This window comes from Actinokineospora sp. NPDC051303 (assembly GCF_055586285.1).
This window is the reverse complement of sequence record NZ_JBVJIN010000055.1, coordinates 22,809-34,839: the sequence shown is the minus strand read 5'-3', so window position 1 is coordinate 34,839 and position 12,031 is coordinate 22,809. Positions and strand designations below refer to the sequence as shown.

The following is a 12,031-nucleotide window of genomic DNA, read 5'->3' as shown; positions in this document are numbered from 1 at the left end:
ACTCCCCCCCCCCCCCTCCTCCTCCCCCCCCCCCCCCCCCCCCCCCCCCCCCTCCCCCCCCCCCCCCCCCCCCCCCCCCCCCCCCCCGCGGCTGCACGAGCGGCGTACGACACCTATCCGTAACCGGCTTGAACAACCGACCATTGCGAAGATTTTGGACGTGGAGGCCGGAGCCACCTGGCGGTGTTACGCCGGTGGCGGAACCCACTACGAGCCTCCGTCGACCAGACAGACAAACTGCTGCTGACCTGCGTTCCGTCAACTAGGTCCGGACAACTGGGTGGAGAAGTGTCCAGACCTAGTTGGCGGATTCGGTGGCGAAGAGCTTCGGTGAGGGCACGGTGGGCTTAGCCAGCCATCGGCCACGTTCGCCAGCTCGTCACTAAGCCGTCGGGTAACGTGCGCGACGAGTTTCTTTACCGCAGTGGGAGCCTGGCGGGCCGCGTCGGCGGCGTGGCGCTGTTCGGGCTGGGCATGGGCATCAGTGTGGACGAGCTGGTCATAGGCTTCGGTCTCGGCCTGGCCCACTTGCCGCTGCTGCGGGTCGCCGCCTCCGCATAGGGATAGGCCGTCGGGGTGGCCAGCCAGAAGTTGGCCGCGCGGGCATGCGAATTGGAATAGCCACTTGATTCCGTGGCCGTGGTGTCTTCGGCTGATCGCTTCATCGGTGATGGGGGCGGAGGGGCTTAGGTAGCGCCAGCGGGGGACAAACAACCACCGTGGGCACCAACAATCTGGGCAGTGGCGGACCGGGTAACGCAGGGCGGATCGTCACCGGCACGGGCAGTAGCAGCATCACGGTCACCGGTGGCGGCAGCGAGCATACCCACTCCGAGGAGTATCTAGCCGGGGGGCTTATGGATGGGCACAGGGAGCGACGCTGGCCACGAGTGTAATTCTGACGGTACGGATCGTCGGCGGTACGTCGGTAACGGCGGCCGGGATGCTGGCGGCTACCAGAAAGACGGCGGGTCGAGCGGACCCACCCTGGGGCTGGGCAAGCTCACGGCCACCCCGTTCGACGACGTGACGGGCCTGGAACCGGAAGCCAGGGCGAACCTGCGTGCACCATCGAGTCCTACGCGGTGTTCAGCGCCCCGATCCGCACCCTCGCCGGGACGACGCCATCGTCATCTGCGGTAAGAACAACCCGTACATGACCACCGGCTGCGGTGCCGATAACGACCTCTACACCTACTCCGCCAACTCCGGACAAGCCCGCAACTGCCGAAACCAGCGGCCGCCCCTGAGCACGCGGCATACCCACCATGAGGCCCCGTGCCGGGTGCTGTCACCGGAGGCGTCGTCGCCGAAACGGGCCAGCGCCCTCGGGGAGTCAGCGGACGGTGTGCTGGGAGTGCTCGATCACCGCCGCGAACGCGTGTGCGGCGGTGATCGAGCAGATCGCCGTCGAGTTCCGACACGGAAAGCGTCAGGCGGCGAAGCGTCTCAATAGTGTCGGAGGTTGCATCTACCATGCACGTATGGCGCAATGCACAGCTCCAGTCGAAGGCCACCGCTCGTCAGCGGCAGCTGCGCGATGCCCGGCATGTCGTGGGGGGAGGTCGTATCGTTCCTATTCCTCCTATGACTCGCCACGGAATTCCTACAGTGGCGGGTCGTCGTACAATGGTAGCGGCGGGGGCTACGGCAGCTCGTCAGGCGGCGGAGGCTCGCGCCGCACCAGGACCGGCAGGACGGTGTTGTACACACCTACCGAATGGCGCACCGTCGAGCCCTTCACCCAGAAGGCCAGCGAGCAGGCTCAGGCGCACCCGGAACGCCGCGATCTCTTCCTCTGCCACGCCTGGGACGACCGAGAAGGTAGCGCGAAAGAGCTGTATGGCCATCTGAAGTCGAATGGCGCCTCGGTGTGGTTTAGCGAAGAAGACCTCCCACTCGGTTCGCTCATGATTCGCGAGATCGATAAGGGGCTACGAAACTCTCGCGTCGGGATCGTGCTGGTCACGCCTGCGCTGCTCCAGAGCATCGAGTCCGAGGGCGTGGCCGAGAAGGAGCTCGCCGTACTGCTTTCCACTCGTCGCGTCATCCCTGTCCTGCATGGGGTGGGCTTCGACGACCTTAACAACGTCAGCCCGCTGCTGGCTTCGCACGCTGGACTGAGCACCAGGGAGTCGACACTGAACAACGTCGCAGCCAAGGTCGCCGCCGCTGCGGCTGCGCTCCCCGCTGTGTAGACCGACCAGCAACAAGAGGTCAAGGGCGGTGAGCCGAAACCATCGAGGCCCAGCTCTGGGATGCGCCGCGCGCTGCCGTCCGACGGCGACATGGTCAGGGTCCTGTCAGCATGATCGATCACCGCGCGGGACCGGCCCCGCCGTTACGGTTTGCTGGTGTGCCGGGCCCAGTAGAAACGCGATGTCGTTGGCGCCACCGGGCACGAGATCCAGATTCCGCACCGAGGCATCTTCCCGGTCGAGCGGCGTGCCACCTGCACCAGCCCCCGCCAGCTAACCCCGGACTCCGCCACCTTCGAACGGACCGGACAAATCCGTTGTCCGGTCCGCTCGAACTTGACGGATCGTGCGGCCGTGACTTGTAGTTCGTCAACTAGCTCCGGACGGGTGCTCGTTAAGTTGTCCAGACCTAGTTGTGCTGGGTCAGGACGTTGGTAACACCACTCTCGGGAAGGTTTCGGGAGGGATGCCCACGATGTTGACGATGTCAGCCGCGACCGACGGCGGCCCTTCGGAGATCGTCGCCGAGGCGCGATCAGGCCGGTGCGGTCCCCGTCGTCCGCAGGGTCCGCAGCTGTGCCAGGGACAACTCCCGCGTCCGGTCCGACACGGGCGAGGACGTCCAGTCGCTCAGATGACGATTCGCCGTCACCTGGCTCGTGTCCGGGGTGATGTCGTGACCGTCGGAGGCCACGATCTTCTCGATCATCGCGGCGAACTTCCAGGGTCCACCGCCGCCGTAGCCGACACTGTAGCCCTCGCCGGTCTTCTCGGGTAGGAAGTGCAGCTCGCCGCGATCGTTGCGCAGCCACATGACGCCAGCGTCCTGATCGATGATCAACCGTTCCAGCACCTGGCCCTCGGGCAGCGACAACGGGGAGAATGTCCAGTAGGTCCAGTTCTCGATGTTCCCGCTAACCGTGCGATAGTGCTCTTTCACCACCGGCATCCAGGTGAGCGGATCGTGCAAGGTCGTCAGGCACAGGCAGCCGTCGCCAGCGACTGCCGACGGCGACTTGGGGTCGTCGAAGACGCAAGGATCCCACAATCGCGGGGCCACATCATTAGAGACCAAGGCCATGTGAAGTGGGGTCGGCTCGGTGTCCTGCAACCGGCCAATCCATTCCTGCGTGTACCGGCTGGACTTGCTCAGTTGTTGGGTGGCGTTGAGCGCAGATCCCCACAGCTTCGGGGTTTCGCTGTAGAGCACAAAATTGAACCATCCCCGCTGCGGGTCATAGGTCAGGTTCAATTCGCGCCCAGGCTGGTAGGTCATCAGTCGGAAATCCCTTCCGTGGTCGGTTCCGCCAGCGTCCCATCCGGCCGCGACAAGAACGTTCGGCAGCCCCGGGGGTAAAGGGGAATTCAGCCAATCGGCGCAACCGCGATCACGGACAAGGTCAGTCGCCGAGCTCGGAACGCTTTGTCAATCGGCGAGGCCGCCGCGGGACTGCCCGCCACCGGTGTCCACTGAGATCGACTCGAACCTGAACGCACACCTCGTGGCGTCCTGCACTGGCTCGTCGGCAACACCGACGAACTACCCCCGAGGCACGATCGTCGTGTCATCAATGTGATGGGACAACACGCAAGCTGTCGGTGTTGATGACGGCGTCTGGTCGTAGCGGGTTCTTCATCGCGCGGTTGTAGGCGCGGTGCTCGTGCGGGAGTCTGGGTTGTGCGCCGGTGTGCGGTCGTGGGCGGGACGTTGTGGCCAGCTGACGGGTTCGACGACGGTGTCCAGGTAGGACGATGGAGCTGGTTCTGGCCGGGTCCACTCGGTGGTCGCCAGGGCTTTGGTCCTTGACGGTGACGTGATTGGCAATCGGCGTGTCGGTGCTCGCGGTGAGTTCGAGCGCCGCGGTGAACATCTCCATCTGGCGTGACCAGTCGCGCAGTATGACAGGGTTGAGCGCGCGGTGGTGAACGATCGCGTCGCCGCCGCGGCCGTGGACGCTGAACCAGTGGGCGCTGGTGCGCCGCTTAGTGTCGCTGTCTCCGTTGGGCCTGGGGAATATGGCGCCGCCGAAGGTTTTCAGTCTGCGGTAGTCAGGGTTGGGCAGGCTCGGTTGCCGCCAGCAGTCTTGCTCTATCCAGTGCGCGATCGGGTCTCGGAACGCGAGCGGGTGATAATCGCGCAGGCCGAGACGGCGGCCGATCTAGGCGGCGAACGTTCGTTGGTCTTCCGGTCCGCTGGCGGCAAGGTGACGCCAGCGCAGCGAGTCTACGAGTTCGGCGACGGAGACCGCTTCGGGGTAGGTGGCGGCGAAGAGCCGGGACGCGCTGAACGTGTGGGGAGTGGTGTCGGGCGGGATGAGCAGGTCGGCGCGGCGGACCCAGTGGTGCCAGGCGTCGCCGTCGGTGACGGTGTCGGTGTTGGTGAAGTTCCAGGGCATTCCGCAGATCAGGAATCCGGTCAGCACCACGTCGAAGGTCGCGGCCGGGCCGATGCGGCGTGGCAGCCGCCGGTGGCGGTGTTGCGCGGCGACGACTTCGGGCAGCGCGACCAAGCATGGTTGCGGGTGGTCGACCTGGTCGGGCGGCCGATCCAGACCTGATGGCGGGTGCATACGTGATCGTGGTGGGAGAACAGGTGCAGCACCTGTCCGCCGCGGTGGCGGGCGTCGCAGCGGTGGCAGCCAGCTGGCGTTCGTGGCGCAGCGAGCCCGGTTCCGGTGTGCGCAGCTCGACGATCTCGCGGTCGAGCCGGTGCCGGGGCTGATTAAAGACAGTGGCGAGCAGGTCGCCTTCCAGGCACCGGGCGTTGCCGCCCTTGGTCCTGCGGAGGCTGACTTACTGCCAGAGGTCTTCGACCGGCATATCGTGCAGGGCGGCGAGCCGGGCGAGGTAGGAGATGGCGATCGATCTCCTGGTGTGCAGGCCGGATCGTGATCGGCAGCCGGGAAACCATCAGGCCGGATCGACCTCATCCGCAGCAACCGGGTCGATGGCTGGAGACTCGTCTTTGGGGAACACGGTGGCCCACCTTGTGTCGACTTCGTGCTGCTTCTGCCGGGTGGCCGCCACGACGGCTGCGACGTCTTTGGCGGAGTAGCCGGTCATGGACTCGACCTGCCCGTCGGGTCTGAAGGTCACGTTGTTGTTTTTGTGGCGCTCCAGAAACTTCTGCAGCGCGACGATCAACGCGGTGACGGCACCACCCGATCCGATACTGACCGCGAGAACTTCGAGCCAGGAGCCCGCGGAGTGCTCGATCACGCTGCTCACGTGCAGGCCTTCGGCTTCAAGGCATTCACGAAGGAGCTGAGTCTGCTCTGGTGAGATCCGCAGGATCAGTTCTGACTCTCCCGGATATCCGGGGCCAACCAGAAGTGTGATGTCCGCGGGCGATATCGGCTCGTTTTGGTTCTCCATCAGGCGATTCTCCCGCAGCGACGATCCATCGAAACGTCGCCATAGTCAGATGGTCAGGACTTGGTCGTTCTGCCGCGCCGCCGTGCGGGGGTCGTGCTGGTCGCAGCCTTGTCCAGCGGAACGAGGTCGAGCAGGTCGGTGGTGATCTGTTCGGACTCGTCGTCGATCGCGAGGATGACGCCGCCGCGGATGAGCATGGAGAGGCCGATCGCGCCGCCGGTGCGTTCGTAGAGGTAGTCGGCGAGGTCGACGAGTGTGCCGAGCTGGTGCTGGTGCAACCGCAGTGACTGTTCCAGGGTCGCGATCAGCGCCCGCCAAGCCGCCTTCTGTTCGGCCGTGCCGTAGTCGAACGGCGTGGTCCCGATGAGCGTGAATCGGTTGGCGATCTGACGGCCGCGGGGCCCGGCGAACATGCCGAGTTCCTCGACCTCGATCCCGGCGTAGGCGAACGTCGCGGGCAGCCGTTCGGCGAAGTACCTGAGCTGGTCGGAAACCTCCGCGCGGACGCGGGTATCGAGGATGTTGTGGATCTCGTCGATCAGCACCAGCTCCCGGTGCGTGCGCGCGGCGACCATACAGACGGTGTTGACGATGTCGGGCATCGTGGCCCGCGACCCGAACTCGACGCCGTAGAACCGCGCGGACTCAACCACCAGCATCTTCGGCGTCGCATCGGTCGGAACGGTGACATAGACGACCGAAATCCGGTCCTCACCCGCCCGGCCGGGATGGCGTTTGCGAACCGCGCGTTCGTGCGTGCGCCCGCGCTGCGTGAGCGCGGTGGTCTTCCCGGTGCCCGAGGCGCCGGACAGGATCATGCCTCGCCGGGCAGAGATCTGGCCGCGGTTGAGCTGGACCAGCAACCGGCCGGTGGCCAGCAGTTTCCGCATCACCGGCGTGTTCGCCAGCGGCAGATCGCTATGGTAGTCGCGGCGGGCCTGAACCAGCAGGACGCGTGCCCGAGGCGTGAGTGCCGCGAGTTCGACGGCGTCCGGGAAGGCCAGAGGCGCTTCGATGCTCACCAGGCCACCGCCTCGGCGAGCGTGTCGAGCTCGGTGGCGGCCTCGTCGCTGAGACCGATCGTGCCGGTGTCTCGCCGGAGGTCGTGTTGGCCGCTGAGCCATTGATGGAAGCCGTCGCGGGCGGCGGCCGGGTGACTCCCATGGCGGCAGCGAGCTGTGTCCATGAGGTGGCCGCCCCTGTGCGCAGCAGTTCGGCGATGACACACCAGCGACCGCTCGTGGCCTCCCTGGCTATCCGGGAACCGAAGGCGAGTTCGGTGAGCAGATCGGCTCGGTCGGGTCGCTCGCTCGTGAAGGTGCGCAGGCGAACTGCGAGCCATTGCCCGACCAGATCGGTCATCGACTGGAAGGGGATGTCGTCGGGGCGCTCGACGGCGCGAGGTGCTATTGACATGGCATGGGCTCCGTTCGGGCCCGGTCTCACACCTGTCTCACGGACGGGGTGGACGGGGTGGACGGGGCTGGATAGGAGACCCTGACCTGGACTCGACCAGGACGGTGACCAGCGCAAACGGACTGCGAGGGTTGCCCAGGATGATCCGCTTTGTACTACGGATCAGAAGGTTAGGGGTTCGAATCCCTTCGGGCGCACCACACAGGACCGCAGTCGGGCATTGACCGGCTGCGGTTCGTTTTATTCGCTCGCGTCGTCGTGCCCCGGGTTGGTACGGTCGGTGGGCAGTTGATCGCGATGTGAGGAGTTCAGTGCTTCATGTGACAGAGGACGACATCTCCGGGTGATTCCGGAGTCTCGACCGGCGACGTCCGTCGTGCTGGTCGTGCTTGTCCTTCGTCGGCTTCCCGGGTGGTTCTTGTCCGCCCGCATCGCGCTGAGAGCTGTCACATGGCTAAGACATCCATTGTTTGCACAAATCTGTCGTTCTCCTGGGCTGACGGGACTCCGGTCTTCACTGACCTGACGTTCGCCGTTGGTGCTGGTCGCACGGGTCTTGTCGCGCCCAACGGGGCGGGTAAGAGCACGCTGCTTAAGGTGATCGCGGGTGAGTACGCGCCGCTTGGCGGGTCTGTGTCCGTCGATGGTGTGCTCGGTTATCTTCCGCAGACGCTGCCATTGGTGAGTGGGGCGACGGTGGCGGAGGTGCTGGAGATCGCCCCGGTCGTGCGCGCGTTGGCGGCCATCGAGTCCGGTGACGCGAGCGAGGAGCACTTCGCCGTGGTCGGGTCCGATTGGGACGTCGAGGAGCGGGCCCGCGCCGAGTTGGACCGGCTTGGGCTCGGGGACGTCGCTCTCGACCGGCCGTTGGGCACGCTCAGCGGGGGCCAGGTCGTGTCGCTGGGGTTGGCCGCGCAGTTGCTGAAGCGGCCCGACGTCCTGCTGCTCGACGAGCCGACCAACAACCTCGACCGGGACGCCCGCAGGCGGCTTTACGGGGTTTTGGAGGATTGGAAGGGCTGCCTGCTGCTGGTGAGCCACGACCGAGCGTTGCTCGACCGCGTGGACCGCATCGCCGAACTTGAGCCCGGGCAGGTGCGGTTTCACGGCGGGAACTTCTCCGACTACGAGACGGCGATGCTGGCGGCGCGGGAAGTCGCGGAAAAGAACTTCCGCAGCGCCGAGCAGGAACTCAAACGGGAGAAACGGGAGTTGCAGCAGGCCCGCGAACGGGCGGCGCGGCGCGCGAGCACCGGGGCGCGCACCAAGTCCGACATCCCCAGGATCATCGCGGGCGGGTTGAAGCGGCGCGCGCAGGAGTCGGCGGGCAAGGCGAACGACGTGCACTCCCAACGGGTCGGCGCGGCCAAGGCCCGCTTGGACGAGGCGGACCGGGCCCTGCGCGAAGACGAGACGTTGCGGCTGTCGTTGCCCGACACCACGGTCCCGGCGGGCCGCACGGTGTTCGACAGCGAGCGGATGCGGGTCAGTCGCGATGGGCGGGTGCTCTTCGGGGACGTGGACTTGGCGATCCGTGGACCCGAGCGGATCGCGCTTATTGGTGCGAACGGTGTTGGCAAGTCCACGTTGTTGCGGATCATCAGCGGACAACTCGAACCCGACAGCGGACTGACCACCCGTGTTCAGGGCCGGGTCGCCTACCTCTCCCAGCGCCTGGACCTGCTCGACCCGGACCGGTCCACGGCGGAGAACCTGCGCGCGTTCGCGCCGCGGCTGCCGGTGTCGGACACCATGAACCTGTTGGCGCGCTTCCTGTTCCGCGCGGAACGCGCCAACCTCCCGGTCGCCGCGCTGTCCGGCGGCGAGCGGTTGCGGGCGACGCTGCTGTGTGTGCTGTGCGCGGAACCCGCGCCACACCTGTTGCTGCTGGACGAGCCGACCAACAATCTCGACTTGGCCAGCGTCAACCAGTTGACGAGCGCGCTCAACGCTTACCAGGGCGCTTTCGTCGTCGTCAGCCACGACGACCGTTTCCTGGCTGACGTCGGCGTTAGTCGTTGGCTGCGGTTGTCCGAGGGGACCTTGGTCGAAACCGGCCCGCCGGGCGATCGGTGAAGTTTATTGCCGCTGTGGAGCCGCGCTTGGTGGCGTGTTGGTGGTTTGCCGAGATATCCCCAGGGTGATCCACAGGTCTGTGGACAATTTCAGGAAAGGGCGACCAGGGACGTGCCGTCGTCTTCGGGCAGGCCGGGTTCGGCGGTGACGGTGATGGTGGTGGAAGTCAGTTCGGCGCCGTTGGGTGTGGTGAGAAACGCCGTGTCGGCGGCGTCGCGCCCGGTGGCGATGCGAACCAGCGACTGGCGCGGAGCGAGCCGGGTGGCGTCGAAGACGTGCCAGTGGCCGTCCAAGGCGGCCTCGAAGACGGCGTGGAAGTCCATTGGGGACAGTCCGGGGGCGTAGACACTGGTGAACCGAGCCGGGATATCCAGCGAGCGGCAGAGCGTGACGCAGAGATGGGCGTAGTCGCGGCACACCCCTTCCGTGGCCAACAGCGTGTCGATGGCGTCGTCGGAAGGCCCACTGGAACCGCCCACATAGGACAGATGGCCCGCGACGTGGTCGACGACCGCCCGGACTTGGTCGACCTCGTCGGCAAGGTGGCCGAACAACCGGGCCGCGTAACCACCGAGCCGGTCGGAGGGGCAGTACCGGCTGGGGCGCAGATACTCGATGCGCTCGGCAGCCGTGACCGCGCTCGGTGCCGTCCCGTACTTGTGCGTGGCCCGGTAGCGAAAGACCAGGTCCCCAGGACTGGCATCCACCACATGCAACCGCGTCCCATGCGGCATCCCCACAATCCGCAAGGTCCCCGGCGATCCCTCAAGGGTGAGACTCTCCTCCGCCTCACCCGCCACCGCGACCGACACGGTGACATTCCCGGGCGCGCTCAACCGCAACCCAAGCTCAACCTCTATCCGACACGTGGCAACCATGGCCCCATCATGGTTCCCCCACCCCGACCAGGACCACCTCCCGCCCCAAGCCGCCGCCCACAATCCCCCCAAGATCCAAGCCATCCCACCCAGCCGACAGACCCCTAGCCGACAGCGGACCTCAGCCGACAAGGGCACACCCGACCGACAAGGGGACGAGGACCGACGGCACACCCGGCTAACGGCGCACACCGCCAATGGCGCACCCAGCCCACGGCCCCGCCGCGCGACATCGGCCCGCCGCACCCTCGCGTTAACCCTCTGCGAGCCACCCCAGCCGACGCCAATCTCGATGCCGAGCCCCTGCCAGGACCAAGCCGAAACCTGGCCCACAGCGAGCACCCCGCGCGGCCACCACGCAACCACCGAGCGGCAAGAGCACCGCCGCGAGAAGGCATGCCGTTGCGAGAGGTGCCCCCGTTGCGAAAGGGCATTCCGCAGCGAGAAGGCGCCCATTGCGAGAGGGTGGTCCGCTGCGAGAGGTGCCTCTGCGAGAAGGCATCCCGCCGCGAGAAGCATCCCGCCGCTAGAGGGCACCCACTGCGAGGCGGCACCCCACAGTGAGACACAACGCCGCGAGAAGGCGTCCCGTTGCTGCGAAGCCACGACACCGTACGAGCACCATGTTGTGGGAACCACGCCGCGAGGTCACCCGCAAGCGGGCTCGCGCCAGCGCGCCGGTTCGGCTCTGCCGGTTCGGCTCTGCCGGTTCGGCTTTACCAGGTCAGCCGACTGTCGCGAATTAGGCCCCTACCAGGATCGGCTTCCGTGCCTGGGACGGCCCAAGTGGTGGCTGGCCCGTGACCGGCCCAGCTCCACCGCTGACCCACCACTGACCCCACCGCTGGACCCAAGGGTTGCCGGGCCAGCTTCTTGCTGAGCCAAGGTCGGCGACAGGTCCAGCGCGGTGTCGCGCGAGTCCCGTGCTGGCCCCGCTTGGCGGCTGGACCAAGTCCGGTGGCGGTCCTGATCCGGTGCCGCGCGGGTCCCGCGTCGGGGCAGCTTGACGGCGGGTGGAACTGTGGCTGTGGACGTGGTGTCCGCTCAGGTGGCCTCGACGTTGTCGAGGTGAAGGATGTCCGTGTGGTGCGGGGAGTCGGTGGTCCCGGGGGAACTCACCGGCTCCGCGCACCGAGGACGCCCCGATTCAGGGCATGGGTTTTTCCCAGGTGCGTTCTCTCTTTCTGTTGGCGGTGGAACTGCGTGCTGCGGTCAGCCAGCTTGGGCGTCACGGCCGATGAGGGCGGCTGTCTCCTCGGTGAGCACACGGCCTGCGACGTCCGGGTCGCAGCCGAGTCTGGGCAATCGGGCCCGGATGGCGGCGGGGGTGCGTTCTCGTTCCGTGGCGAGGGCGCGGATCACGTCGGTGGCCGGGGTTGTCGGTGGATGGGATAGCCAGGCCTCGCGCAAGGTGATGTCCTGGTCTTTTGTCCACCGTTGGTTCGCGTTGCCCACGGACTTGCGGATCCGTTTGCCCTCGAAGCCTGCGATGGCGTCGAGAGTTTCGCGGAGGAGCCGCGCGGTTTCGGTCGCGCCTCCGGGTGGGAGGCGCAGGGCGCCTTCCGCCACTACTGTGCCGCGGTCATTGGCGCCGAGTAGTTCGATGCCGAGTTCGCCGTCGTCGTCGGCCACGACCGTCATGGCGTAGGTGACGTCGTGCTGCTTGCTTGTGTATTCCAGGTTGAATGCCATGGGTCCACGTTATGCCCATGGGACGACACGGCGAGAAAGTTATCCACAGGGGTCAGTGGGACTTGCGGTGGCGGCCCACGCGGTGTGGCTCGTGCTCGTAGTGCGTCTCGTCCACCGGTTCCGCTTCGGTGCGGGCGCGTTCCTCGCGCAGAATCGTGGACACCGTCAGATTGGCGCGGTGCAACCGCCAGATGACCAGGAGCGCGGCCACCGCCGCGGCCACGGTCCATAGTGCAGTAGCCATCGGATCACTCCGCCTCAGCCGTGCCGCCCGCTCCGGCCGGATTACCACAGAGGCTCCCATTTCATGCACGGTCGCGCAGCCCGTAGCCTGGACTTTGACGGCGACCAGCCAGGATTACGCTCCAACGGAGCAATGGCTCCACGCTCCGTAAC

At 66.6% G+C, this 12,031-nt stretch carries 12 protein-coding genes; 4 read left to right on the top strand and 8 right to left on the bottom strand.

Annotation, left to right across the window (positions count from 1 at the left end):
• Window positions 1-399: 399 nt before the first annotated feature.
• Both ACZ6SD_RS28050 and ACZ6SD_RS28045 read left to right on the top strand, forming a co-directional pair.
• On the top strand, window positions 400-561 hold the full coding sequence (locus tag ACZ6SD_RS28050) for a hypothetical protein (RefSeq protein ID WP_465320004.1): 162 nt from the start codon (window positions 400-402) through the stop codon (window positions 559-561).
• A 923-nt stretch (window positions 562-1,484) separates the two neighbouring features.
• Window positions 1,485-2,198, top strand: coding sequence for a toll/interleukin-1 receptor domain-containing protein (locus ACZ6SD_RS28045; protein WP_465320006.1), 714 nt, complete (start codon window positions 1,485-1,487; stop codon window positions 2,196-2,198).
• Between the two features lie 535 nt (window positions 2,199-2,733).
• On the opposite strand, the gene ACZ6SD_RS28040 is transcribed toward ACZ6SD_RS28045, so the two are convergent.
• Both ACZ6SD_RS28040 and ACZ6SD_RS28035 read right to left on the bottom strand, forming a co-directional pair.
• On the bottom strand, window positions 2,734-3,474 hold the full coding sequence (locus tag ACZ6SD_RS28040; protein WP_465320003.1) for a hypothetical protein: 741 nt from the start codon (window positions 3,472-3,474) through the stop codon (window positions 2,734-2,736).
• 883 nt (window positions 3,475-4,357) lie between these two features.
• A complete protein-coding gene (locus tag ACZ6SD_RS28035; RefSeq protein WP_465320002.1) occupies window positions 4,358-4,768 on the bottom strand; it encodes a hypothetical protein in 411 nt (136 codons plus the stop codon).
• Between the two features lie 82 nt (window positions 4,769-4,850).
• Here ACZ6SD_RS28035 and ACZ6SD_RS28030 point away from each other — a divergent pair, with 82 nt between their 5' ends.
• Window positions 4,851-5,090, top strand: a complete 240-nt coding sequence (locus ACZ6SD_RS28030; RefSeq protein ID WP_465320001.1) for a hypothetical protein — start codon at window positions 4,851-4,853, stop codon at window positions 5,088-5,090.
• 18 nt (window positions 5,091-5,108) lie between these two features.
• Here the strand turns inward: ACZ6SD_RS28030 and ACZ6SD_RS28025 are convergent, their stop codons facing one another.
• The 3 genes from ACZ6SD_RS28025 to ACZ6SD_RS28015 are packed head-to-tail and all read right to left on the bottom strand — an operon-like array spanning window position 5,109 to window position 6,759.
• Entirely contained in the window at window positions 5,109-5,573 is a 465-nt protein-coding gene (locus ACZ6SD_RS28025) for an effector-associated constant component EACC1 (RefSeq protein ID WP_465320000.1), read from the bottom strand.
• A 53-nt stretch (window positions 5,574-5,626) separates the two neighbouring features.
• A complete protein-coding gene (locus ACZ6SD_RS28020) occupies window positions 5,627-6,595 on the bottom strand; it encodes a TniB family NTP-binding protein (RefSeq protein ID WP_465319999.1) in 969 nt (322 codons plus the stop codon).
• Window positions 6,592-6,759 (bottom strand): hypothetical protein, encoded by a 168-nt coding sequence (locus ACZ6SD_RS28015; protein WP_465319998.1) that lies wholly within the window; start codon window positions 6,757-6,759, stop codon window positions 6,592-6,594. The genes ACZ6SD_RS28020 and ACZ6SD_RS28015 overlap by 4 nt, the downstream gene beginning before the upstream one ends.
• A 680-nt stretch (window positions 6,760-7,439) precedes the next feature.
• On the opposite strand from ACZ6SD_RS28015, the gene abc-f reads away from it, so the two are divergent.
• Window positions 7,440-9,065 carry a ribosomal protection-like ABC-F family protein gene (gene abc-f / locus ACZ6SD_RS28010; RefSeq protein WP_465319997.1) on the top strand — a complete coding sequence of 542 codons (1,626 nt, stop codon included), beginning with the start codon at window positions 7,440-7,442 and terminating at the stop codon, window positions 9,063-9,065.
• Between the two features lie 89 nt (window positions 9,066-9,154).
• On the opposite strand, the gene ACZ6SD_RS28005 is transcribed toward abc-f, so the two are convergent.
• From ACZ6SD_RS28005 to ACZ6SD_RS27995, 3 genes are all read right to left on the bottom strand, one after another.
• Window positions 9,155-9,943, bottom strand: coding sequence for a transglutaminase-like domain-containing protein (locus ACZ6SD_RS28005; protein WP_465319996.1), 789 nt, complete (start codon window positions 9,941-9,943; stop codon window positions 9,155-9,157).
• Between the two features lie 1,212 nt (window positions 9,944-11,155).
• A complete protein-coding gene (locus ACZ6SD_RS28000) occupies window positions 11,156-11,635 on the bottom strand; it encodes a hypothetical protein (RefSeq protein WP_465319995.1) in 480 nt (159 codons plus the stop codon).
• Between the two features lie 52 nt (window positions 11,636-11,687).
• Window positions 11,688-11,879, bottom strand: a complete 192-nt coding sequence (locus ACZ6SD_RS27995) for a hypothetical protein (RefSeq protein WP_465319994.1) — start codon at window positions 11,877-11,879, stop codon at window positions 11,688-11,690.
• Between the last annotated feature and the right edge of the window lie 152 nt (window positions 11,880-12,031).

Bases quoted from the DNA above. Each gene is read 5' to 3' on its own strand.
- ACZ6SD_RS28045 (WP_465320006.1), top strand. From the start codon at position 1,485: ATGGCGCAATGCACAGCTCCAGTCGAAGGCCACCGCTCGTCAGCGGCA.
- ACZ6SD_RS28040 (WP_465320003.1), bottom strand. From the start codon at position 3,474: ATGACCTACCAGCCTGGGCGCGAATTGAACCTGACCTATGACCCGCAG.
- ACZ6SD_RS28035 (WP_465320002.1), bottom strand. From the start codon at position 4,768: ATGCACCCGCCATCAGGTCTGGATCGGCCGCCCGACCAGGTCGACCAC.
- ACZ6SD_RS28025 (WP_465320000.1), bottom strand. From the start codon at position 5,573: ATGGAGAACCAAAACGAGCCGATATCGCCCGCGGACATCACACTTCTG.
- ACZ6SD_RS28015 (WP_465319998.1), bottom strand. From the start codon at position 6,759: ATGGACACAGCTCGCTGCCGCCATGGGAGTCACCCGGCCGCCGCCCGC.
- abc-f (WP_465319997.1), top strand. From the start codon at position 7,440: ATGGCTAAGACATCCATTGTTTGCACAAATCTGTCGTTCTCCTGGGCT.
- ACZ6SD_RS28005 (WP_465319996.1), bottom strand. From the start codon at position 9,943: ATGGTTGCCACGTGTCGGATAGAGGTTGAGCTTGGGTTGCGGTTGAGC.
- ACZ6SD_RS28000 (WP_465319995.1), bottom strand. From the start codon at position 11,635: ATGGCATTCAACCTGGAATACACAAGCAAGCAGCACGACGTCACCTAC.
- ACZ6SD_RS27995 (WP_465319994.1), bottom strand. From the start codon at position 11,879: ATGGCTACTGCACTATGGACCGTGGCCGCGGCGGTGGCCGCGCTCCTG.